Genomic DNA, 24069 nt, shown 5'->3' on the forward strand with positions numbered 1-24069 from the left:
CGTCCGGGGAAGCTCGGTCAGGTCTCGAAGACGTCTCGGGGCTGGTCACGGCACGGCAAATGTAGTTAGCCTTACCTAAGTTTCTTGTACTTTTCTGTGTAGGTGAAACCGGTCCGGAGGGACACGTGAGGAAGGCGGACCCGCCGGGACGGAAGGTCCTGTGGCGCGCGGTCGGCGGACAGCGTCGGGATGTCGTGGTGGGCGCGGTCCTCGGGATGGGCCACCAGACGGGCGAGGCGCTGGTGCCGGTACTCATCGGACTGGCCATCGACCGCGGAGTCGTGGACGGCGACGTCACCGGACTCCTGCTGTGGCTCGTCGTCCTGGCCGCGGTGTACGTCGGACTCTCCTTCAGCTTCCGCTTCAGCGCGCGGGCCGGCGAGCGTGCCGCCGTCACGGCCGCCCACCACCTCAGAACCGCACTCGTCGGCCGTGTCCTCGCTCCCGAGGGCGGCGCCGAGGAGGGAAGACTGCCGGGCGAACTGACCAACATCGCCACCGAGGACGCCAAACGGGTCGGTGCCGTCGCCATGGCCCTCATCGTCGCCTTCGCGGCCACCGCGGGTCTCGTGGTCGGCGCGGTCGCGCTGCTACGGGTCTCCCTCGCCCTGGGCCTGCTCGTCCTCCTCGGCACCCCGCTGCTGCTGTGGCTGGGCCACCTGCTGAGCAAGCCCCTGGAACGCCGCAGCGAGACCGAGCAGGAACGTGCCGCACAGGCCTCCGGCGTCGCCGCCGACCTGGTGGCCGGACTGCGCGTCCTCAAGGGCATCGGCGCCGAGCGGGCCGCCGTCGCCCGCTACCGCCGCGTCAGCCAGGACTCCCTCGCCTCCACCCTGCGCGCCGCCCGCGCCGAGGCGTGGCAGCACGGTGTCGTCACCATCCTCACCGGCGCCTTCATCGCCCTGGTCGCCCTCGTCGGCGGACGCCTCGCCGCCCGCGGCGACATCGGCATCGGCGAACTCGTCTCCTCCGTCGGCCTCGCCCTGTTCCTCGTCGGCCCGCTCGGCGAGTTCGCCTGGATCAACGCCGAACTGGCCCAGGGCCGCGCCTCCGCCGCCCGGATCGCGGAGGTGCTGGACGCCCCCGGCGACGTGTCCGAGGCACCGTCCCCGGACACCCTCACCGCGGGCGCCGTCGAGGGACGGCTGACCCTGCGGTCCGTCACCTGCGGCACCCTGCGCGGCCTCGACCTGGACATCGCCCCCGGCGAGACGGTCGGCATCGCCGTCACCGCCCCCGCCGACGCCGCCGCCCTGCTCCGCCTCCTCGGACGCCACGCCGACCCCGACGACGGCGCCGTCGAACTCGACGGCACGACCCTGACGTCGCTGGCCCTGACCGACGTACGCGCGGCGATCCTCGTCGCCGAGCACGACGCGGACCTGTTCGAGGGAACCGTCCTGGACAACGTCACGGCGGCACTCCCCGCCACCGCACCGCCCCTGCCGGCGGGAGTCACGGCCGCGATGGCCGCCTCCGGCACCGACGAGGTCGCCCGGGCGCTGCCCCACGGCGTCGACACGGCCGTCACCGCGCGCGGCCGTTCGCTCTCCGGCGGACAGCGCCAGCGCGTCGCCCTGGCCCGCGCCCTGGCCGCCGACGCGCCCGTCCTCGTCGTGCACGAGCCCGCGACCGCCGTCGACGCCGTCACCGAGACACGGATCGCCGCCGGGATCAGGGACGTCCGCGGCGGACGCACCACGCTCCTGGTGACCAACAGCCCGGCCCTCCTCGCCGTCACCGACCGCGCCGTCCTCCTCCACGACGGCCGGATCACCGCGACCGGAGACCACGAGCGCCTCGTCCGCGAGCGCGCCGACTACCGTACGGCGGTCCTCACATGACCGAGCGATCCGACGCCGTCGACGCCGTCGCCCGCGGCGACGACCGCACCGGACCCGACCTGCTGCCCGTCGCCACGCCCGCCCGTACCCGGGCCGCGGTCGCCGAACTGCTGCGCCCGCAGCGTCGGTTGGCGCTGTCCGCCCTCACCGTGATGGTCGCCTCCACCGCCGTGGGCCTGCTCGTGCAGCCGCTGCTGGGCCGGATCGTCGACCTGGCCGCCGGCCGCGGGTCCGCCGACGCCATCACGGTCACGGCCGTCCTGTTGGTGGCCGTCGCCGTGGCGCAGGGCGTCACCGCCGGGTTCGGGCTCTCCCAGATCGCCCGGCTGGGCGAGACGACCCTCGCCCGGCTGCGCGAACGCTTCGTCGAACGCGCCCTCACGCTCCCGCTGGAGCGCGTCGAGAAGGCCGGCGCCGGCGACCTGACCGCCCGGGTCACCGCCGACGTCTCCCTCATCGCCGATGCCGTCCGCAACGCGCTGCCCGCGCTGGGCAGTTCCGTGCTCACCATCGTCCTCACCCTCGGGGCGATGGCCCTGCTCGACTGGCGCTTCCTGTTCGCCGCGCTCCTCGCCGTCCCCGTCCAGGCCGCCACCGCCCGCTGGTACGTCACCCGCGCCATCCCGCTCTACGCCGAGCAGCGGGTGGCCGCGGGCGCCCAGCAGCAGCAGATGCTGGACACCATCGGCGGCGGCTCCACCGTGCGGGCGTTCCGGCTGGGCCCGGAGCACACCGAGCGGGTCACCGAACGCTCCTGGTCCGTGGTGGCGCTGACGATGCGGGGCGTACGGCTCGTCCTCGGCTTCTACAGCCGCCTGCACATCGCCGAGTACATCGGGCTCGCCGCCGTCCTGGTCACCGGCTACTGGCTGGTCCGCGACGGCTCGGCCAGCATCGGTACGGCGACCGCCGCCGCCCTGTACTTCCACGGCCTGTTCGGCCCCGTCAACGCGGCCCTCGCCCTCCTCGACGACGCCCAGTCGGCCACGGCCGGACTCGCCCGGCTCGTCGGCGTCACCGACGAGCCGGTGCCCCCGGCGCCCACGCACCCCGTGCGGGCCGGCGGCGCCGACGTCAGCGTCCGCGGCCTCGGCCACGCCTACCGGCCCGGCCATCCGGTCCTGCACGACATCGACCTGACGATCCGGCACGGCGAACGCGTCGCTCTCGTCGGCGCCAGCGGAGCCGGCAAGACCACCCTGGCCAAGCTCGTCGCGGGCATTCAGCCGCCCACCACCGGCAGCGTCCTGGTGGGCGGGATCCCGCCCACCGAACTCGGCCCCGCCGCCTCTCGCACGATCGCCCTGATCACTCAGGAGACCCACGTCTTCGCGGGCCCCCTCGCCGACGACCTGCGGCTCGCCAAGCCCGATGCCGGCGACGACGAACTGCGCGCCGCCCTCGACCGCGTCGACGCCCTCGCCTGGGCCGAGGCCCTGCCCGACGGGCTCGCCACGGTCGTCGGCGACGGCGGCCACCGGCTCAGCGGCGAACGCACCCAGGCCCTCGCGCTGGCCCGGCTGATCCTCGCCGACCCGCCCCTGGTGATCCTCGACGAGGCCACCGCCGAGGCAGGCAGCGCCGGAGCGCGGACCCTGGAGAAGGCGGTCGCCCGCGCCGTGGACGGGCGGACCGCGCTGATCGTCGCCCACCGCCTCAGCCAGGCGGCCACCGCCGACCGCGTCGTCGTCATGGAGGACGGCCGCGTGGTCGAGAGCGGCACCCACGACGAACTCCACGCCGCGCGGGGCCCCTACGCCGCCCTCTGGTCGGCCTGGTCCGACGCCCGCGTCACCGGCCCCCGGCCGGCCCCCGAGACCCCCACACCTCCCGCTCCGAAGAACCCCGAACCGAAGGACCTGTGATGTTCCGCTCCCGCAGAGCGCCACGGCTCGCCGTCGTGCTCGCCTCCGCCACCCTGCTCCTCGCCACCGCGTGCGGAGGTGGCTCCTCCTCGGACGACGCCGCCGACACGCCGGGCGCCGGCGCCGAGGCGAGCACCTCCGGCGAGTCCTTCCCGGTCTCCGTCGACCACAAGTACGGCAGCACCACCATCAAAACCGAGCCCGAGCGGATCGTCACCGTCGGCCTCACCGACCAGGACGCGGTCCTCGCCCTCGGCAAGGTCCCCGTCGGCACCACCGAGTGGCTCGGCGGCTACAAGGGCGCCATCGGCCCCTGGGCCGAGGACAAGCTCGGTTCCGGAAAGGTGCCGACCGTCCTCAAGGACACGGGCACCGGCCCGCAGATCGAGAAGATCGCGGCCCTCAAGCCCGACCTGATCCTCGCGGTGTACGGCGGACTCACCAAGGAGCAGTACGAGTCGCTGTCCAAGTTCGCGCCCGTGGTCGCCCAGCCGAAGGCGTACAACGACTACGGCGTCCCGTGGCAGGAGCAGACCGAGACGATCGGCAAGGCGCTCGGCAAGGAGAAGGAGGCCGCCGACGCGGTCGCCGCCACCGAGGCGAAGATCAAGGCCGCCGCGGACCAGTACCCGGCGTTCAAGGGCGCCACGGGCGTGATGGCCACCCCGTACGAGGGCATGTTCGTCTTCGGCAGCCAGGACGCCCGCTCCCGCCTGCTGACCGGCCTCGGGTTCTCCCTGCCGACGGACCTGGACAAGGCCATCGGCGACCAGTTCGGGGCGAACATCAGCAAGGAACGCACCGACCTGCTGGACCAGGACGCCATCGTGTGGATCGTCGGCGACCCGGCCAAGGACGCCGCGAAGCTGCACAAGGACGCCTCCTACAAGGACCTGGGAGTCGTCAAGGAGGGCCGCGAGGTCTTCGTGGACGAGAGCAGCGACTACGGCAACGCCACGTCCTTCGTCTCCGTCCTCAGCCTGCCGTACGTGGTCGAGCGGCTGGCCCCGCAGCTGGCGGCGGCCGTCGACGGCAAGACGGACACGAAGGTGGAGCAGCCCGCGTCCTGACGCGGCGGGTGGGAGTACGGAAGGGGGCCGGTCACCGACCGGCCCCCTTCCCGTGTGTCCGTGCCCCGGCCCGTCAGCCGTCCATCGACTCGGCCAGGCTCCGCGGCCGCATGTCGGTCCAGTGGGTCTCGACGTGGTCCAGGCAGGACTGCCGCGAGCCGGGTCCGTGCACCACCCGCCAGCCGGCGGGCACCTCCACGAAGTCCGGCCACAGGCTGTGCTGGTTCTCGTCGTTGACCAGCACCAGGTAGGTGCCTTCGGGATCCTCGAACGGGTTGCTCATGGCATTCCTCTCTCTCACTTCGCGTCGCTCGCGTCGGTGTTCCGCTCCGCCCGTGCGACGAGCCCCTCCAGGGCCCGGAACCAGGTCTCGGCGAGATCCTGGACCGTGTCGCGCGGCAGCAGTCCTTCCAGGTAGGACCAGTGCGCGGCCAGGACCGGCCCGTCCGCGCGGTCCTCGGTCACCACGTTGATCTCCAGGGCGTGGCCCTCCCGCGTCGAGCCCTCCGACCCGATGTCCGCCGCGTCCTCCTCCGGCGCGTACGACCAGTCCGTCTCCTCCGGGACGCCGAACCGGCCCAGGTAGTTGAACTCCACGCGCGGCGGCTCATAGGCCGCCAGCACCTCACGGGTACGGGCGTTGAGGTGCCGCAGCAGCCCGTACCCGACGCCGTTCGCGGGCAGCGCCGCCAGATGCTCGCGCACCCGTCGTACGGCCTCCTCGGCGGCCGGACCCCCGGCGAAGGCGTCGGCGGGGTCGGCCGGCCCCGCGTCGAGCCGGACCGGGTGGACGCTGGTGAACCAGCCGACCGTACGGGAGAGATCGACCCCGTCGCCGCCCAGCTCCTCCTCGCGGCCGTGGCCTTCGAGGTCGACGAGGAGGGAGGTGTCCGTACCGCCGTTCCGCCGCCGCAGGTCGGCGAAGGCGAGGGCCAGACCGGCGAGCAGCACGTCGTTGACGGCGGCGCCGAACGCGGCGGGCACGGCGGACAGCAGCGGCCCGGTCCGCTCGGCGGGCAGCCGGAGCACGACCTCGCGCCGGGTGGCGGCGGTGTCGCGGTCGGCGTCCCGCTCCCGGGTGAGCGGCAGGGACGCGCCGCCGTCCAGGATCGCCTCCCACAGGGGGAGTTCGGCCTCCCGTTCCGGTGCCTGGGCCAGCTCGGTGAGGAGCCGGGACCAGCGGGCGAACGACGTCTCGACGGGGAGCAGGCCGACCGGCCGACCGGCGGACACATCCCGCCAGGCCGCTTCGAGGTCGGGCAGCAGCACCCGCCAGGACACGCCGTCCACGACGAGGTGATGGCCCATCAGCAGCAGCCGGCCCGGCGCGTCACCCGCGTCGAACCACACCGCCCGGACCACGATCCCCGCGTCCGGGTCGAGCGACGCCCGTGCCGCCGCGGTGTGTTCCCGTACGGCGTCGCCCAGCGCCGCCGCGTCCAGCCCGGACACGTCGACCCGCTCGATCCAGCCGGCCGCGTCGACCGTACCGGCCGGCGGCACGTGCAGCGACCACCTCTCGGTGTCCTCGCGCGAGGGCCGGACCAGGGTGGCCCGGAGCAGGTCGTGCCGGTCGGCGAGCGCCTGGAGCACGGTCGTCAGACCGGGCAGGTCCAGCGCCGCCGGGGTGCGCACCAGGGCCGCCTGGTGGTACGAGGCGAAGGGACCGCCCAGTTCGCGCAGCCAGTGCATGACCGGGGTGAGCGGCACGCCGCCGGTGCCGTCGTCCGCCGGACGCGGCGCATGGACGTCGGCCGCCTCGGCGACCGTGCCCAGCGCGGCGACCGTACGGTGGCGGAACACCAGCCGCGGACTGATCCGCAGGCCCGCCGCACGGGCCCGGCCCACGAGCTGCATGGCGACGATGCTGTCCCCGCCGAGGGCGAAGAAGTCGTCGTCGACACCGACCCGGCTCAGGCCCAGCACCTCCGCGAAGACCGTGCAGAGCAGCTCCTCCACGGGGGTCGCGGGCGCCCGTCCCGAGGACAGGGCGGTGAAGTCGGGCGCGGGCAGCGCGGACCGGTCCAGCTTGCCGTTGGCCAGCTGCGGGAACCGCTCCAGGGCGACGACGGCCGCCGGGACCATGTGGTCCGGGAGCCGCCCGGCGACATGGGCGCGCAGCCGTGCCGGGTCGGGCGCGGTGTCCGGGGCCGGGACGACATAGGCCACGAGCAGCTTGCGGGGGCCGTCCTGGTGGACGGTCACCAGGGCCTGCCCGACCTCGGGGTGGGAGGTGAGCGCGGCCTCGATCTCGGCGGGCTCGATCCGGAAACCGCGGATCTTCACCTGGTCGTCGGCGCGGCCGAGGTAGTCGATCCGTCCGTCGGCGGTCCAGCGGGCCAGGTCGCCCGTGCGGTACAGCCGTGAACCGGCCGGACCGAACGGGTCGGCCACGAACCGCTCGGCCGTCAGGGCGGGGCCGCCCAGGTAGCCGCGGGCGAGACCGCCGCCGGCGAGGTACAGCTCACCGGGGACACCGGGCGGCAACGGCTGCAGGCGGTCGTCGAGGACGTACGCCCGGGTGCCGGCCACCGGCCGCCCCACGAGCGGCCGTTCGCTGTCGCGGACCCGGCCCACGAGCGCGTCCACGGTCGACTCGGTCGGCCCGTACAGGTTGAACGCCTCGGTGCCGGGCAGCTGCGACAGCCGCTGCCACAGCGCGACGGGGACCGCCTCGCCGCCGACGCCGACGACCGCGAGCGGGCACTCGCCGTCCCGCAGCAGCCCGCTGTCGGCCATCTGCGTGAAGAACGACGGGGTGACCTCCAGGAAGTCGAACCGGTGCCGGTGCACGGCTTCGGTGACCAGCTCCGCATCACGCCGGACCTCCTCCGACAGCACGTGCACGCAGTGCCCGTCCAGCAGCCACAACTGGGGCTGCCAGGACGCGTCGAAGAAGAACGACCAGGCGTGCCCGACCCGCAGATGCCGCCGTCCCGCCGCCTCCACCGCCGGCGCGTACAGCGTCTCGCGGTGGCTGTGGAACAGGTTGCCGAGCGTCTCGTGGGTGATCACCACGCCCTTGGGGCGGCCGGTGGAGCCCGAGGTGTAGATGACGTACGCCGGGTGGCGGGGCGTCAGCGGGGCGGTGCGGTCGGCGTCGGTGAGGTCGGAGGAGTCCTGCTCCGCGAGCCGTGCCCCGGTGTCCCGGTCGTCCAGCACCAGCGGTGCGGTGCCGGGCGGCAGGGTCGCGGCCAGGTCGCGGGTGGTCAGGGTCAGCACCGGCCGGGCGTCGGCGAGGACGTCGGCCGTGCGCTCCGGCGGGGCGTCCGGGTCGAGCGGCAGATAGCCGGCGCCCGCCTTGTGGACCGCGAGGACGGCCGTGAGGAAATGCGCGGTGCGCGGCAGCGCGAGCGCCACGAACCGCTCCGGACCGGCGCCCGCCGCCACCAGCAGCCGGGCCAGCCGGTTGGCGTCCGCGTTGAGTCCGGCGAACGTCAGCTCCGTCCCGTCGGACGCGGCGGCGGGCAGCTCACCGTGCCGGCGTACCCGCTCCTCGAACAGGGCGGGAACGGTGGTCGGCGCCCCGGCGGCGGGCCTGCCGTGCCAGCCACCGACGAGACGGGCCCGCTCGTCCGCGCCGAGGATGTCGACGCTGCCGAGTGCCGTGTCCGGGTCGGCGGTCACGGCACGCAGGACCCGCAGCAGCCGGTCCGCGAACGACTGGGCGGTGGCGTGGTCGAACAGGTCGGCGCTGTACTCCAGGACGCCGTCCACCCCGCTGCCGTCGCCGCGTTCCACGAAGTCGAAGGACAGGTCGAACTTGGCGGTCGTCTGCGCCACGTCGTCCCGGCGGGTGTCCAGCCCGGGCAGTCCGGTGTCGTCACCGCCCGACGCCAGGTACACGACCATCACCTGGAACAGCGGGTGACGGGCGAGCGACCGGGCCGGGTTGACCACCTCCACCAGCCGCTCGAAGGGCACGTCCTGGTGGTCGAACGCGGCCAGGTCGGTCTCCCTGACCCGGCCGAGCAGCTCCCGGAACGTCGGGTTCCCGGAGGTGTCGGTACGCAGCACCAGCGTGTTGAGGAAGAACCCGACCAGGTCGTCCAGATGGGCGTCGGTGCGCCCGGAGATCGGACTGCCGATCGGGATGTCGTGCCCCGCCCCGAGCCGCGAGAGGAGGCCCGCCACGGCCGCCTGGAGCACCATGAACACACTGACCCCGTTGTCACGGGCCAACGCGTGCAGGGCGGCGGCGAGTTCGCCGTCCAGCGACAGATCGGCGGAGCCGCCCCGGTGGGTGGACTCCAGCGGGCGGGCCCGGTCCACCGGCAGTGCCAGCTCCTCGGGCAGCCCGGCCAGCGCCCGCTTCCAGTACGCGAGCTGCCGAGCCGCGAGGCTGTCCTCGTCCTTCTCGTCGCCGAGGACGTCCCGCTGCCACAGCGTGTAGTCGGCGTACTGCACCGGCAGCGGCTCCCACTCGGGGGCGCGTCCGGCCGTACGGGCGGCGTAGGCGAGCGCGAGGTCCCGGTCGAACGGGCCCTCCGACCACTCGTCACCCGCGATGTGGTGCATGAGCACCAGGACCGTCCACTCCTCCTCACCCGTGCGGAACACAGTCACCCGCAGCGGGAGTTCACGGTCCAGCGCGAAGCCGTACGCGCCCGCCTCCGCCAGCAGTTCCGGCAGCAGCTCCTCGTCGGTGTCGACGACCTCGAACGGGACGCGGACCTCGTCGGGCGCCAGCACCAGCTGGTGGGCCCGGCCCTCGTCGTCGGGGAAGACCGTGCGCAGCGTCTCGTGCCGGACCACCACATCGTGCACGGCGGCCCGCAGCGCCGCCACGTCCAGCGCGCCCGTCAGCCGCCAGGCCGAGGGGATGTTGTACGTGGCACTGGGACCCTCCACCTGGTACAGCACCCACAGCCGCTGCTGTGCGGAGGACAGCGGCAGCCGTTCGGGTCGCGGCCGGACCGTCAGGGCCGGGCGGGTCGCGCCCGCGTCGGCGGCGCCCCTCAGGTGACCGGCGAGCCGCGCCGGTGTCGGGGCGTCGAAGACGGTGCGCAGCGACACCTCGGCGCCGAGCGTGGCCCGGACGCGGGCGGTCAGGCGCATCGCGAGCAGCGAGTGGCCGCCGAGCGCGAAGAAGTCGTCGTCGACGCCGACCTCGGGCACACCGAGGACCGTGGCGAACGCCTCGCACAGCAGGTCCTCGCGCGGGGTGCGCGGCCTGCGGCCGGAGACGGGCGCACCGAGGTCGGGCGCGGGGAGCGCCTTCGCGTCGAGCTTGCCCGCGACCGTGCGCGGCAGCGCGGGCACCGTGACGAAGGCGCTCGGCACCATGTGCGCGGGCAGCGCCCCGGCCGCGTGGCCGCGCAGTTCCGCCGGCTCCGGGGTGCGCCCGGCGGCCGGCAGGACGTACGCGACGAGCCGGCGCACCCCGGGCGTGTCCTCGCGGACCACCACGGCGGCCGTGGCCACGTCGGGGTGGCGGGCGAGCAGCGCCTCGATCTCGCCGGGTTCGATGCGGAAGCCACGCAGTTTGACCTGGTCGTCGGCGCGGCCCAGGAACTCCAGTGAGCCGTCCCGGCGGCGCCGGACCAGGTCGCCCGTGCGGTACATCCGGCTGCCGGGCGCGCCGGAGGGGTCCGCCGTGAACCTCTCGGCGGTCAGCCCCGGACGGTTGAGGTAGCCCCGAGCCAGGCCCTCACCGGCGAGGTACAGCTCACCGGTGACCCCCACGGGGACGGGCCGCAGCAGCTCGTCCAGGACATGGGCGCGGATGTTGTCCAGCGGCGCTGCCCAGCGGCCGGTGGCGTCGCTGTGCCAGCCGTAGGCGTCGACCGCGCTCTCGGTCGGCCCGTACAGGTCGTGGACCTGGGTACCGGGCAGGGCGCACAGCCGCTCCCACAGCGGGGCCGGGGTCGCCTCGCCGCCCACGGCGATCACGCCGGGGAGGTGGGCGCCGGGCTCCAGGAACCCGTGGTGGATCAGTTCGCGGAGGTAGGTCGGGGTGACGTCGAGGAAGTCGATGTCCGCCCGGCCGAGGTGGGCGAGCAGCGCGCCCGGGTCGGCCATCACGGCCTCGTCGACGACATGCAGCTCGTGTCCGGCGAGCAGCCAGAGCAGCGGCTCCCAGGAACCGTCGAAGCTGAACGAGGCCGCGTGCACCGCCCGCAGCCGCTCCCGGCCGAGGGAGCGCTCGGCGGGCCGGATCAGATCGTCCCGGTGGGCGGCGAAGAGGTTGCTCAGGCCGCGGTGGGTGCCGACGACGCCCTTGGGGGTGCCGGTGGAACCCGAGGTGAAGATGACGTACGCGGTGCCGGTCGGCGCCGGGAGCGCGACGGCCGGTGCCTCCCCCTCGTTCGGGGCCAGGTCGTCGATCAGGACGACCGGGGCCCCCTCCGGCAGCTTCGCCGCCAGCTCCGCCGTGCTGAGCACGCACAGCGGCGCCGCGTCGCGGAGCATGAACTCCAGCCGCTCGGTGGGGTGTTCGGGGTCGAGCGGCAGGTAGGCGGCACCGGACTTCAGGACGCCCAGCAGCGCCGGGACCATCAGGTGCCGGGGCAGGGCGAGGCCGACCACGCGCTCGGCGGCGGCGCCCCGGCCGAGCAGCAGCCGGGCCACGGCGTCCACGCGCTCGCCCAGTTCACGGAAGGTGAGCCGGGAGGTCCCCGTGGTGAGAGCGGGCGCGTCGGGCCGGGAGCGGACGACCTCGTCGAGGATCTCCGGGACGGACCGGGTCTCCAGGGGCCTGGCGGTGTCGTTCCAGACACCGGCGACGGCCGTCTCCTCCTCGTCGGTGAGGACTCCGAGGGAGCGCAGCGGGCGTCGCGGCTCCGCGGCGACCCGCTCCAGCAGCCGCAGCAGCCGTCCGGCGAGCCCGGCGGCGGTCGGCTCGTCGGTGAGATCGGTGGCGTACTCCAGCAGCAGGGCCATGTCCCGGCCGGGGCCGTGGTCGACGAAGGTGAAGTCCAGGTCGAACTTGGCCATGCCGTTGTCCATGTCGAACCACTCGGTGGGCAGCCCGAACAGCTCCGGGTCGCCGTCGGGCCGGTGGTGGTAGCCGAGCATGACCTGGAAGAGGGGGTTGCGGTCGGCGGTCCGGACCGGGTTGACGGCCTCGACGACCCGGTCGAACGGCACGTCCTGGTGCTCGAACGCGGCCAGGGCCGCCTCCCGCACCCGGCCGAGGAGCGCCTCGAAGGAGGGGGCGCCGGACAGGTCGGTGCGCAGCACCAGCGTGTTGACGAAGAAGCCGACCAGGTCGTCCACCGCGCTGTCGGTGCGGCCCGCGATGGGCGCGCCGAGCGGGATGTCGTCCCCGGCACCGAGACGGTGCAGCAGCGCCGCCGTGGCGGCCTGGAACAGCATGAACATACTGACCTGGTGGGCGCCGGCGAGGTCGCGCAGCGCGTCCCCGGTGGAGCCCGGGAGCGTGGCACGGACCACGGCCCCCCGTCCGGTGGCACGGGGCGCCCCCGGCCGGTCCAGGGGCAGCGGGATCTCCGCCGGGAGCCCGCTCAGGACGTCCGTCCAGTAGGCGAGCTGCCCCTCCTCCACCTCGGCGAGCAGACGCTCCTGCCAGAGGGTGTAGTCGGCGTACTGCACCGGCAGCGGAGCCCACCGGGGTGCGGCGCCCGCGGCGCGGGCCGTGTACGCGCGGTGCAGGTCGGCGAGGAACGGCCGGTCGGACCACTCGTCGGTGGTGATGTGGTGCAGGACGACGGCCACCACGTGGTCGTCCGTCCCGAGCCGCAACACCTCGGCGCGCACCGGCAGTTCGGTGCCCAGGTCGAACGGGCGACGCTGGGCCTCCTCGGTCCACTGTACGAGCCCGCTCTCGGTACCCTCGGTCAGCCGGAACTCCGGCTCTGCCGCACCGGGCGCCGCGATCCACTGGTACGGCTCCCCGTCCGCCTCCACGAACCGTGTCCGCAGCGCCTCGTGACGATCCGTCACATCGCGCAGGGCGGCGCGCAGGGCGTCCAGGTCCAGGGCGCCCCGGAGCCGGAACACGAGCGGGAAGTTGTACGCGACCCCGTCCCCGGTGATCCGCTCCACGAGCCACAGCCGGCGCTGGGCGGCGGAGAGCGGGATGCGGGCGGGCCGTTCGGCGGCGGGCTCCAGCACGGGGCGGGCCGGCTGCCCGGTGGCCGCCCGCAGGGCCAGCGTCTCCGGGGTGGGCGCCTCGAACAGGTCACGGATGGCCAGTTCGGCGCCCAGCTCGGTGCGGGCCCGGCTGATCAGCCGGGTGGCGAGCAGCGAATGGCCGCCCAGATCGAAGAAGTTGTCCTCCGCGCCGGTGCGGGGCAACCCCAGCACCTCGGCGAACAGCCGGCACAGCACCTCCTCGACGGGGGTGCGCGGGCCGCGTCCGGCCGACAGGGCGACCGCCGGCTCGGCGTCCGGCAGGGCGCGGACGTCGAGCTTGCCGTTGTCGTTCATCGGCAGCCCGGGCAGGACCACGAAGGCGGCGGGCACCATGTAGCCGGGCAGCCGCTGCCCGAGGTCGTCGCGCAGCCGCCGGATCAGCGCGGCGTGGCCGCGTCCGGCGGCCGGCGTGTTGGCGTACGGGGCGTCGTCGGCCCGGTCGGCGCGCGGCCGGTACAGGCCCGCCGTGCGAGAGGTGCCGGTACCGGTGTCCGTGCCGGGGGTCGGGTCCTCGGGCACGAAGACGGCCTCGTAGGAGCCCGGTTCGGCGGACCAGGTGGTGAGCAGCCGGTAGCCGTGCGCCTCGGCGGTGTCGCGCAGGTCCTCCGGCTCCACGCCCGTCGCCGCGACGGCCGTCGGTCGGCCGGAGTCCAGGGCGCGCAGTCCGGCCAGGTCACCGGCGGTGCGGGCGTCCGGGACGCCCCGCACCCGGAGCGGCCCGCTGCCGTCCAGCCGGGCGAGGAGCGCGTCCCGTCCGGTCCAGGCGACCGTCGGCACACCGTCCAGGGAGAGCCCGGCTTCCCCCTCGTACAGCACCACGTCGTACCGGTAGCGGGTCAGCTCGTTGTGGTGACGGCCCGCCTTCGTGCGCAGGTCGACGCCGACGCCGAGGGTGGTGAACCAGTCCGGGTCGACGAGGAGTTCCTTCTCCAGGGCGAGACCGCGCTCCACGGCCCGGCGCAGGCCGTCGGGCGCGGTGTCCGCGTCGGCGCGAGCTGCCTGGATGCCGGCCTGGAACACCCGGGCCTGCCGCAGGTCGCGGACGTCACCGAGGAACAGGGCGCCGCCGGGCGCCAGCAGGTCCAGCGCGCCCCGGATCACCTGGTGGAGGTGGTCCAGGCTCGGGAAGTACTGGACGACGGAGTTGATGACGATCGTGTCGAAGTAGCCGGTGGGCAGCCCGTCGGTCACCTCGGCGGGGCGGCAGCGCAGTTCGACTTTCCCCGCCAGCACGGGGTCGCTCTTGACGCCCTCGGTGAGCTTGCGGATCACGGGTGCGGCGAAGTCGGTCGCCCAGTACGCCTCGGCGTCCGGCGCGAGCTTCGACAGCAGCAGGCCCGAGCCGACGCCGATCTCCAGGATCCGGCGCGGCGCGAGCTCCCGGATGCGCTCCACGGTGGCTTCGCGCCACTCCCGCATGTGCTCCACGGGGATGGGGGCGCCGTCGTAGGAGCTGTCCCAGCCCGCGAAGTCCTCGGTGAACAGCGCGGTGCCGATCTCGGCGTACTCGGCGGAGTAGATCTCCCGCCACTCACCGATCTGCTCCCGCTCGGCCGACTCCCGTGCCTCGGCGTCGGGTTCGGCGGGGACGACATAGCCGACCAGCCGCTTGGTGCCGGGCGCGGAGGTGTCGTCGCGGGCGACGACGGCGGCCCGGGACACCTCGGGGTGCTGGACGAGCGCGGTCTCGATCTCGCCCAGCTCCACGCGGTAGCCGCGGATCTTGACCTGGTCGTCGGTACGGCCGAGGAAGTCCAGGTTGCCGTCCGGGCGGCGTCGTACGAGGTCACCGGTGCGGTACATGCGCTCGCCCGGCTGCCCGTACGGGTCGGCCACGAACCGCTCGGCGGTCAGGCCCGGCCGGTCGAGGTAACCGCGCGCCAGACCCACACCCGCGATGTACAGCTCGCCCGCCACCCCGTCCGGCACCGGCCGCAGCCAGGTGTCGAGGACACGGGCGCGGGTGGCGCGGATGGGCTTGCCGACGGTCGGTGTGGCACTGTCCTGCGTGCCGCCGCCGAGCGTGTTGATCGTGTACTCGGTCGGGCCGTACAGGTTGTAGCCGTACGTCCCCTCCGTGTCCCGCAGCGTGTTCCACACCGTCTCGGTGACGGCCTCGCCGCCGAGCAGCACCAGCGGCGGCCGGTGCCCCTCCAACAGCCCCTCCTCCAGCAGGAGATGGGCGTAGGTCGGCGTCACGTTCACCACGTCGACGCGGTGTTCCTCGCAGTACGCCACCAGCGCGGTCGCGTCCCGCCGCAGCTCCTCGTCGCAGACGTGCACCTCATGCCCCTCGACGAGCCACAGCAGCTCCTCCCAGGACATGTCGAACGCGAACGACACGGTGTGCGCGATCCGCAGCCGCCGCCCGCCCGCCGACGCGATCGCCGGGGCGAAGATCTCCTTCTGGTGGTTGAGCTGCATGTTCGTGAGGCCGAGATACGGCGTGACGACACCCTTGGGACGACCGGTCGACCCGGAGGTGTAGATGACGTACGCCGGGTGGTCCAGGCTGAAGGTCACCGACACCGGGCCGGCCGGGAAGGAGGCCAGTTCGGCCGCCACCGCCGGGTCGTCGAGCAGCACGCGCGGCGTGTCGCCCGTCAGCGTCGCCGACACGGCCGCCGTGGACAGCAGCAGCAGCGGCCGGGCGTCCGCCAGCATCAGCGCCAGCCGGTCGGCCGGGTGGTCCAGCTCCAGCGGCAGATACGCCGACCCCGTGCGCAGCACCGCGAACAGCGCCACCACCATGTCGATCGAGCGCGGCAGCCCGAGCGCGATCACCTTCTCGGGTCCGGCGCCCCGGGCGATCAGCAGCCGGGCCATGCGGTCGCAGCGGGCGTCGAGTTCGGCGTAGGTCAGGGTCTGCGCGCCGAAGACGAGGGCGGTCTCGTCCGGGGTCCGGGCGGCCTGCGCGGCGAGCATGTCCGCCACCGTCTCGTGCGGCACGGGCTGCCGCTGTCCGGCCTCCTCGCGGGCGAGCGCGGCGGCCTCGGCGGGCAGCAGGGAGTCCAGCGAGCCGACGGGTGCGTGCGGGTCGGCCACGAGACGGCCGACCAGGAGCACGAAGCGGTCCAACAGGCTCTGGGCATGGGCGCCGTCCAGCAGGTCGGGCCGGTAGGCGAGCGTCGCCCTGACCCGCTCGCCGGGAGTGACGACCAGGTTGGCCGGGTAGTGCGTGGCGTCCACGTTGGCCACGGCCGTCGCGCCGTGCCGCTCGCGCAGTTCGGCCAGCCGCTCGTCGGTGTCGGCGTTGCGCAGCACGAACAGCGTGTCGAACAGTCGCCGGTGGCCCGACTCGGCCTGCAGCACACCCAGACCCAGGTGCTCGTACGGCATGACCTCCAGCCGTTCGCCCTGGATCCGGCGCAGCAGACCGAGGACCGGCTCGCGCGGGTCGAAGGCGATGCGCGCGGGCACGGTGTTCAGGAACATGCCGATGACGTTCTCGACGTCCGGCACCTCGGTGGGCCGCCCGGCGACCGTCGTACCGAACGCGACGTCGGTACGCCCGGTCGCGCCGGCCAGGACCAGACCCCAGGCCGCGTTGAGCACGGTGTTGAGGGTCAGACCGTGGCCCCGCGCGAGGTCGCGCAGCCGCTCGGCGACCCGCTCCTCCAGCACGGCGTCCAGCTGCTCCGGGATCACCGGCTCCTGACCCCGGTCGGAGGCGGCCGGCACCAGCAGCGTGGGCTCCTCGAAACCGGACAGGGCCGCCCGCCAGGCCCGGGTGGCCTCGGTGTCGTCCTGCCGTTCCAGCCAGGTCAGGTAGTCGCGGTACGAGCCGGGGCGGGCGAGGTCCGCGGGGTCGCCGCCGCTCTCGTACAGCGCGAACAGCTGGTCCAGGAACAGCCAGGCCGACCAGCCGTCCCACAGGATCAGATGACGGCCGACGATCAGCCGGTCGCCGCGCTCCTCGCCTAGCCGGACGAGCAGCATGCGGAAGAGGAGGGGCCGGGTGAGGTCGAAACGGCGGGCACGCGAGTCCTCCAGCAACTCCCGCATCCGCCGGTCCTGTTCGGCGGCCGGGAGCCCCACGAGGTCCACCTCGGTCAGCGGGATCGCCGCGTCCCGCACGATGAACTGCACCGGCCGGCGCAGCCCCTCGCTGGTGAACCCGGCCCGCAGGCCGGGGTTGCGGGCCAGCAGGGCGCGTACGGCCGCCGTCAGCCGCTCGGCGTCCACGCGGTCGGCGAAGTCGAAGGATTCGTGGACCGTGTAGACGTCCAGGGAGCCGGCGTCGAAGTTCGAGTGGAAGAACAGGCCCTCCTGGAGCGGGGCGAGGGGCCACACGTCCTCGATCCGGCCCGGGGCGAGCCGCTCGACCCGTTCCCGCTCCTCCTCGGTCAGCGCGAACGCGGACTCGGCGGGGGTCTCCCCGGCGGCCGGCTCGTCGAGGGCGGCCGTCGCCGCGAGTGCCGCCGGGGTGCGGTGCTCGAACACCTCGCGCGGTCCGATCGCCAGACCCGCGCGGCGGGCCCGGCTGGAGACGGCGATCGAGCTGATGCTGTCCCCGCCGAGCAGGAAGAAGTCGTCGTCGACACCGACCTCGGCGAGCTTCAGCACGGCGGCGAAGATCTCGACGAGCAGCTGCTCCCGGGGGTCGCCCGGCGCACGGGTGACGGTGCCGCGAACGGCCTGCGGGGCGGGCAGCGCCGCCCGGTCCAGCTTGCCGCTCGGCGTGAGCGGCAGGGCGTCGAGCACCACCCAGGCGCTCGGCACCATGGGGGAGGGGAGCGAGCCGGTGATGCTCTCGCGGAGATCGCCGACCTCGGCTGCGGCGCCCGGGGCGGGCACGACGTAGGCGACGAGGGCGTCGTCCCGTACCGTCACCGCGGCCTGCGCGATCTCCGGCAGCCGGACGAGCGCCGCCTCGACCTCGCCGAGTTCGATCCGGTTGCCGCGCAGCTTGACCTGCCGGTCCGTACGGCCCAGGTACTCGATCACCCCGTCCTCGCGCCGTCTGACCAGGTCACCGGTGCGGTACATCCGGCTGCCGGGCCGCCCGTACGGGTCGGCGGTGAACCGCTCGGCGGTCAGTGCGGGGCGGGCGTGGTAGCCACGGGCGAGCTGGACGCCGGTCAGGTACAGCTCACCGGGGACGCCGTCGGGGACGGGCCGCAGACAGGTGTCCAGGACCCGCAGGCCGGTGTTCCACACGGGACGCCCGATGGGCACCGCGGTGCCGTGGTCCTCGTCGGGGGCGTACGGGTGGTACGTGACGTCGACGGCCGCCTCGGTCGGGCCGTAGAGGTTGTGCAGCGGTACGCCCGTCAGCGCGTGCCAGCGGCTCGCGGCGGCGACGGAGAGCGCCTCGCCGCTGCTGAGCACCCGGCGCAGCGACGCCGACCAGGCGGGGTCGCCGGTGACCTCGTCGTGCTGCAGGAAGGCCTCCAGCATCGACGGCACGAAGTGCAGGGTGGTGACGGCCTGTTCGCGGACGAGACCGGCCAGGTAGGCGGGGTCGCGGTGGCCGTCCGGGCGGGCGAGCACCACGGTCGCGCCTTCGAGGAGCGGCCAGAAGAACTCCCACACGGACACGTCGAAGCTGGACGGCGTCTTCTGCAGCACCCGGTCGTCGGAGCCGAGCCCGTACGCGCCCTGCGTCCAGGCGAGCCGGTTCACGATGGCACGGTGGGTGACGACCACGCCCTTGGGCAGACCGGTCGAACCGGAGGTGTAGATGAGGTAGGCGGGGTCGTCGGGGAGTGCGGGGGCCGTGGGCTCCCCGGCGGGGGGTTCGCCGTCGGCGGCGTCGAGCAGCAGTACCGAAGGCACGGTCTCCCCGGGCAGGCGGGCGGCCGTGGCCGACAGGGTGACCACGGTCGTGGCGCCCGAGTCGGCGAGCATGTGGGTCACCCGGTCCGCCGGATAGTCCAGGTCCACCGGCAGATAGGCGGCCCCCGACTTCAGGACGCCCAGCAGCGCCACCATCAGCTCCGCCGAACGCGGCACGGCGACCGCCACGAAGGTGCCCGGCCGGGCGCCCCTGCCGCGCAGGCGTATCGCCAACTCATCGGCGCGTGCGTCCAGTTCGGCGTAGCTCAGCCGCTCGCCCTCGAACACGACGGCGGTCGCGTCGGGCGTCCGGGCGACCTGCGCCGCGAAGCCCTCCGCCAGGGTGGTCCCCGGTACGGGGCGTTCCTCGCCGGCGGGGTGGGCGTGCAGGGCCTCGTCGGGGGAGAGAAGGTCGACGGTGGCGGCCGCGCGGTCCGGTGCCTCGGCGATGGCCTCCAGGACTCGGGCCAGCCGGTCGCCCAGCGTGCGCGCGGTGTCGCCGCCGAGGCGTTCCGCGTGGTGTTTGAGCCGCAGGTCGAGCCGCCGGCCGGGCTTCACGACGAGGGCGAGGGGGTAGTGCACGGCGTCGTGGAAGGCGTCGCCGGTGATGCGGACGGCGCCCGAGGCGTCCCGCAGGTCGGTCTCGGCCGGGTAGTTCTCGAACACGACGAGGGTGTCGAAGAGTTCGCCGGAGCCCGCGTGCCCGGAGAGCCGCTGGATCTCGGCGAGACCGAGGTGCTGGTGGTCCAGCAGCCGGGCCTGCTCCTCCTGGAGCCGGACGAGCAGCGTCCCCAGCGACTCGCGCGGGCTCCAACGGAAGCGGGTCGGCAGGGTGTTGATGAAGAGGCCCACCATCGAGGCGATGCCCTCGACCTCGCCGTCGCGCCCGGAGACCGTGGTGCCGAACACCACGTCGTCCCGGCCGGTCAGCCTGCCGAGCAGCAGACCCCAGGCGCCCTGGACGACCGTGCCGAGGGTGATCCCGTACTCGCGGGCCCGCTCGGTGAGCCGCGCGGTCGTCCGTTCGGAAAGCTCCACCCGGACGTGCTCCGGACGAACGGGTGCCGTGTCGGCGGGGTCGCCGACCAGCCGTGTCGGCTCGTCCAGTCCGGCGAGCGCGTCGCGCCAGACGGTACGGGCCGCGTCGCGGTCCTGCCCGGCCAGGCGGCGCAGGAAGCCGCGGTAGGGGGCCACGGAAGGGAGCGGGGGTGCGTCGGTGCCGTAGGACGCCATCAGTTCACGGTGCAGCACCGGCAAGGACCAGCCGTCCGCCACGATGTGATGGAACGTCAGAACGAGGCGGCTGCGCTCCCCGCCGAGGCGGACCAGGGCGCAGCGCAGCAGGGGCGGCGCGGCCAGGTCGAAGCCCCGGGCGCGTTCGTCCGCGGCCACCGCGTCGCCCAGTGACTCGCGGACCTCGCCGTCCTGCGCGGACAGGTCGACCTCCCGCCAGGGCAGTTCGGCGTGCCGCGTGATGATCTGCACCGGGGTGCCGTCCGGGCGCTGCCGGAACGCGGCCCGCAGCGGGGCGTGCCGGTCCAGGAGGTGCTGAGCGGCCCGGCGCAGCAGGGAGGCGTCGACGGGGCCTGCGAGGTCCAGCACCTGCTGGACGACATAGGTGTCCCCGTCGCCCCCGGTGAGGGCGTGGAAGAAGAAGCCCTGCTGGAGTGGGGTGAGCGGCAGCAGCTCCTCGACCGGCAGCGGGTGCGTGCCCTGGATCTCCGCGAGTTCGGCCTCGTCGGCCTCCACCAGAGGCTCGTCGGCGGGGCGCTCGGCGACCCGCTCGACGGCGGCCTGCGCCAGCGCCTCCACCGTACGGTGCCGGAACACCTCACGGGTGGTCAGTCTGAGGCCCGACTCCCGGGCACGGATGAGGAGTTGGATGGCGCTGATGCTGTCGCCGCCGAGCGCGAGGAAGTCGTCCTCGGCCGTCACGGACTCCAGCCCCAGCACCTCGGCGTACAGCGAGCACAGCAGCTTCTCGCGGGGGGTGCGCGGGGGGCGGCCGGAGCTCATGGTCGCGTAGTCCGGGGCGGGCAGGGCGCGTGCGTCGATCTTGCCGCTGGGCGTGACCGGCAGGGCGTGCAGCGGCACGAAGGCCGCGGGGACCATGTAGTCGGGCAGCCACTCGGCCGCGTGTCCGCGCAGCGTCCGCATGAGCGCGGTCACGTCACGGAAGGGGGCCGGCCGGTTGGCGTGGGGATAGGCGCCGGCCGTCCGGTACAGGGGTCCGAAGGGCCCGTCCAGGACGAGCACGGCGTCGAACGCGCCGTCGTCGGCGTTCCCGTTCCAGGTGAGCGCCGCCCGGTAGCCGTGCTCGGCCGCCAGGGCCCACAGGTCCTCGGGGTCGGCGCCGGAAGCCGCCTCCCGGCTGCTGCCCTCCAGCCGCCGCAGGTCCGCCAGATCGTCCGCGAGGCGTGCGTTGGGCACACCGGTGACGCGGAGCCCGTCCGGCCGACCGGTCAGCAGCTCGGCCAGTCCGGCGAGCCCGCCGGCCGTCGCCCAGTCGAGCTCCGGCAGCTCCCGGGCGGCCGTCGGGGCCCCCGGGCGCAGGACGACGTCGTACCGGTACCGGCTCAGCTCGTTGTGGTGCGTGGCCCGCTTGACGCGGATCTCCGCGTCGAAGCCTTCCAGGGCCGCGAAGAAGTCCGGGTCGAGCAGGAGTTCGCCCTCCCAGCGCACCGACTGCTCGACGGCCGTCCGCAGCGCGCTCTTGTCCGCCTCGTCACCGCCGGTCGTCCGACGGGTCTCCACGGCGGCGCGCAGCGTGCGCAGCAGCCGCAGATTGCGGACGTCGCCGACGAAGATCCGGCCGCCGGGGGCCAGCAGCCCCGACACCTGACGCAGGACGTCTGCCAGGTACTCCTCGCTGGGGAAGTACTGGGCGACGGAGTTGATGACGACGGTGTCGAAGTACCCGGCGGGCAGCCCGTCGGTGTCATGGGCCGGCCGGGCCCGCAGTTCGACCTTCGCGGCCAGCTCCGGATCGGTGTCGACCTGGGCGCGCAGGGCCGCGACGGCCGCCGGCGAGAGGTCGGTGCCCCAGTACGCCTCGGACTCGGGCGCGATCCGGGACAGGATCAGCCCGCTGCCGACGCCGATCTCCAGCACCTTTTGTCCGGTGCCGAGTTCACGGATGCGCTCGACGGTCGCAGCCCGCCACTCGCGCATCTCCTCGACGGGGATCGGCGTGCCGTCGTACATGCTGTTCCAGCCCGCGAAATTCTCACGGAGGCCGGAATCCTCGGGCTGCGCCCCGCCCGAGTCCTCGCTGCCGGCGGCCCCGTAGAGCAGTTCGTGCAGTTCCTTCCACTCCTCGACGCGTTCGTCCGGGTCCGCGTCGTGCTGCGCGTCGAGGGCGGGGACGACGTAGGCGGCGAGGCGGCGGTCGCCGGGCCGGTCCTCGCGGACGATCACGGTGACCTGGTCGACGGCAGGGTGGCCGCGCAGCACCGACTCGATCTCGCCCGGCTCGATCCGGAACCCGCGGATCTTCACCTGGGCGTCGGCGCGCCCGAGGAACTCCAGCCGCCCGTCGGCCCGTCGGCGGACCAGGTCGCCGGTGCGGTAGAGCCGCTCGCCGGGCTCCCCGAACGGGTCCGCGACGAAGCGCTCGGCGGTCAGGTCCGGGCGGCCCAGGTAACCCCGGGCCAGGCCCGCGCCCCCGAGATACAGCTCACCCGTGACCCCGGCGGGAACCGGCCGCAGGTACGTGTCCAGGACGTACGCCCGGGTGCCCGGGTCGGGCACACCGATGGGGACGATCGCCCCGGCCGGGATGTCCGGGTCGCACAGTCCGAGCGTGGAGTTGGTGGTGGCCTCGGTCGGGCCGTACGCGTTGAACATCATCCGCCCGCGCGCGTACCGCCCCACCAGCTCGGGGGAGACCCGCTCGGTGCCCGCCAACAGCGTGGCGGTCGGCGGCAGTTCGACGTCCTCGGGCATGGCGGCGAGCAGCGCCGGCGGCAGGATCATGAAGGTGATGCCGTGTGCGTTCGCGTAGTCGGCGAGCGGCGCACCCGGCACCCGCAGCTCCGCGGGCACGACGACGAGCCGACCGCCGGACAGCAGCCCGAGGCAGAGGTCCCAGAAGGCGACGTCGAAGCTCGGGGAGGCGAACTGCAGCACCCGGCTGTGCGGGCCGATGCCGAACCTCTCGCTCTGCGTGGCCACCAGCTTCGCCACCCCGCCGTGGGAGAGCGTGACGCCCTTGGGGCGGCCGGTCGAGCCGGAGGTGTAGATGACGTAGGCGGCGTTCAGGACGGTGAGCGGTCCGCCGCGGTCCGCCTCGGCGGGATCATGGTCGGGACGCCCGGCCAACTCGGCCGTCGTGGCGGGCGTGTCCAGCTCCAGGACGGTCATGCCGTCGGCGGGGCCGGGAAGGTCCCGCGCGGTCTGCACGGTCGTCACCAGGCAGACGGGCCGCGCGTCGCCCAGCATGTACGCGATGCGGTCCGCCGGGTAGTCGTGGTCGATCGGCAGGTAGGCGGCGCCCGCCTTGAGGACGGCCACCTCCGCCACGATCAGCTCGGCCGAGCGCGGCAGGGCCAGGGCGACGATCCGCTCGGGGCCCGCGCCCCGCGCGAGCAGCGCGTGCGCCAGGCGGTTGGCGCGCGCGTCCAGCTCCGCGTAGGTGAGTTCCTCGTCCTCGAAGACCAGCGCCACGGCGTCCGGCCGCTGCCGCACCTGCTCGGCGAACATCGCCGGCCAGGTGTCCGCCGGCACCGCGTGCGCGGTGTCGTTCCAGGCGAGGACGACCTGGCGGTACTCCTCGGGGCTCATCAGGTCCAGGCGGGCGACCGGGGTCTCGGGCCGGGCGAGTGCGTCGGCGAGGAGCGTGCGGTAGTGGCCGAGGAGCCGTTCGATCGTCGTGGCGTCGAAGACGCCGGGGTGGTACGCGGCCCGGGCGGAGCCCTCGCCGACCTCCAGCAGCACGTCGACCGGGCCGGGCAGGTCGCCGACGGGCCGTGCGCGGGTGGCGAGGGCCGTGTTGAAGAACAGGCCGCCGCCGCGCGTCGGCCGGGGCCGCAGCTCCTCGACCAGCAGCCCGACCGGCACCCGGTGGGTCTCCGCCTCCTCGTGCGCCTGCGTCACGCGCCGCACCAGCTCGGCGAACGAGGGGTCGTGCTCGACGGACACCCGCAGCGGGAGCCCGTCATGGCCCACGGTCAGGTCCGTCGCCCCGGTGTAGCGGTGCAGCAGGGCGACGAAGGCGGCCAGATGTACGGCGTCGGGAGCGTCCGGGACGTCCACCCGTACGCGGGTGTCGCGTTCGGGCAGGGGGTGGGGCGGGTGAGGCCGGTCGGCGGGCAGTGAGATCTCGAGCGGCGGCGATGTCAGCAGCCGCCGCCAGTAGGCCAGGACTTCCTCGGTACCGCACACAGCAGTGAGCCTTCCCACCAGGTCGGGGTCCGG

General features: G+C 74.2%; 5 protein-coding genes. 3 read left to right on the forward strand and 2 right to left on the reverse strand.

The annotated features are described in order from the left end of the window. The first annotated feature begins 125 nt into the window (after positions 1–125). Genes ACFU5F_RS17870 through ACFU5F_RS17880 form a run of 3 tightly spaced genes read left to right on the forward strand, consistent with a single transcriptional unit; the run spans position 126 to position 4779 of the window. A complete protein-coding gene (locus ACFU5F_RS17870) occupies positions 126–1844 on the forward strand; it encodes an ABC transporter ATP-binding protein (RefSeq protein WP_383887881.1) in 1719 nt (572 codons plus the stop codon). Next, positions 1841–3709, forward strand: a complete 1869-nt coding sequence (locus ACFU5F_RS17875; RefSeq protein WP_383887883.1) for an ABC transporter ATP-binding protein — start codon at positions 1841–1843, stop codon at positions 3707–3709. Before ACFU5F_RS17870 ends, ACFU5F_RS17875 begins: the two co-directional genes overlap by 4 nt. Beyond that, positions 3709–4779 carry an iron-siderophore ABC transporter substrate-binding protein gene (locus ACFU5F_RS17880; RefSeq protein ID WP_383887885.1) on the forward strand — a complete coding sequence of 357 codons (1071 nt, stop codon included), beginning with the start codon at positions 3709–3711 and terminating at the stop codon, positions 4777–4779. Before ACFU5F_RS17875 ends, ACFU5F_RS17880 begins: the two co-directional genes overlap by 1 nt. A 73-nt stretch (positions 4780–4852) precedes the next feature. On the opposite strand, the gene ACFU5F_RS17885 is transcribed toward ACFU5F_RS17880, so the two are convergent. Together ACFU5F_RS17885 and ACFU5F_RS17890 are read right to left on the reverse strand one after the other, a co-directional pair. Continuing rightward, the gene (locus ACFU5F_RS17885; protein ID WP_013005929.1) at positions 4853–5062 is read right to left on the reverse strand and encodes an MbtH family protein; all 210 of its coding nucleotides are present in this window, start codon (positions 5060–5062) and stop codon (positions 4853–4855) included. A 14-nt stretch (positions 5063–5076) separates the two neighbouring features. Next, positions 5077–24036 (reverse strand): amino acid adenylation domain-containing protein, encoded by an 18960-nt coding sequence (locus ACFU5F_RS17890; protein WP_383887887.1) that lies wholly within the window; start codon positions 24034–24036, stop codon positions 5077–5079. Positions 24037–24069: the final 33 nt, after the last annotated feature.

Origin of the sequence: Streptomyces sp. NPDC057438 (genome assembly GCF_042802995.1) — a bacterium.
Taxonomy (GTDB): domain Bacteria; phylum Actinomycetota; class Actinomycetes; order Streptomycetales; family Streptomycetaceae; genus Streptomyces.